The sequence below is a fragment of the Actinomycetospora sp. genome (assembly GCF_055612215.1).
Genome location: NZ_JBVPVA010001021.1, coordinates 1 through 1,331, shown reverse-complemented (window position 1 = coordinate 1,331; position 1,331 = coordinate 1). Strand labels below are relative to the sequence as shown.

Annotated in this window: 1 protein-coding gene; it reads right to left on the bottom strand. The window is 76.9% G+C overall.

What is annotated here, in order from left to right:
* On the bottom strand, positions 1-1,238 hold a 1,238-nt coding region (hemW, locus tag AC0CYZ_RS27735), incomplete at its 3' end, for a radical SAM family heme chaperone HemW (protein WP_472221335.1).
* Positions 1,239-1,331 lie beyond the last annotated feature (93 nt).

Below are 1,331 nucleotides of genomic sequence, written 5' to 3'. Positions count from 1 at the left end.
GCCCCCGTCAGCGAGATCGCGACCCCGTCGGCGAGCAACCGCCCGCGCCGGGTCAGCACCGCGCGCCCGTCCCGCCAGGCCGGTCCGGACAGCAGGCCGTCCGCCGCCGCCCGCTCCCCGGCCGCGCGCCCGTCGTCGTCGAGCACGGACACCGCGAGCCCGGCCGAGGTCCGCAGCTCCAGCAGCACCTGCTCGACGTGGCGCTCCCCCGGCCCGAGCAGCTCCCGCGCCTCGGCCGGCGACTCCCCCGCCGCCAGCAGCTTGGAGTACCGCGCCGGGTGGCGGACGTTCCACCAGCGGACGCCGCCGACGTGCGAGTGCGCGCCCGGCCCGGCGCCCCACCAGTCCCCGCCGCACCAGTAGCCGAGGTTGTGCCGGCAGCGGGCCGCCGCCGAGGTAGCCCAGTTCGACACCTCGTACCAGTCGAACCCCGCCGCGCCGAGGACGTCGTCGACGATCTCGTAGCGGTCGGCGAGGACGTCGTCGTCGGGCATCGGGAGCTCGCCGCGCGCCACCCGCCGCGCGAGTGCCGTGCCCTCCTCGACGATCAGCGAGTAGGCCGAGACGTGGTCCGCGCCGGAGGCGAGCACCGCGTCGAGCGAACGCCGCAGGTCGTCGTGGGTCTCCGTCGGGGTCCCGTAGATCAGGTCCAGGTTGACGTGCCCCAGCCCGGCCGCCCGGGCCGCCGACGCCACCGCCACGGCCGCCCCGGGCGTGTGGCGGCGGTCGAGGACGGCGAGCACGTGGTCGACGTCGGACTGCATGCCGAGCGAGAGGCGGGTGTAGCCGGCGTCGGCGATCGCGGCGAGCAGGCCCGGCGTCGTCGACTCCGGGTTGGCCTCGGTGGTGACCTCCGCGCCGGGCGCCAGCCCGAACGACGACCGCACCGCGTCCAGCACGGCGACGAGGCCGTCGGCCCCGAGCAGCGACGGCGTCCCGCCCCCGACGAACACCGTGTCGGCCTGCGGGGGCGTGCCGAGGACGCGGGCCGCGAGGTCCAGCTCCCGACGCAGGCCCTCGAGCCAGGAGGCGGGCGAGGCGGGGTCGTCGGCGCTCGACGGCGAGAGCCCCAGGTCGGAGGCCGTGTAGGTGTTGAAGTCGCAGTAGCCGCAGCGGGTCGCGCAGAACGGGACGTGGACGTAGACGCCGAACGGGCGCGTGCCGAGCCCGTCGAGCGCGGCGGCGGGCAGCGCGCCGTCGGCCGGGGCGGGTTCGCCGCCGGGGGGCACGGAGGGCATGCCTCGATTGTGCCTGCGGCACGAACGCGCCACAGCCGGTGGAATCACGCCGGGCGGCATGGCACTGTGAGGAGCGTGAGTGCCCTGGACCCG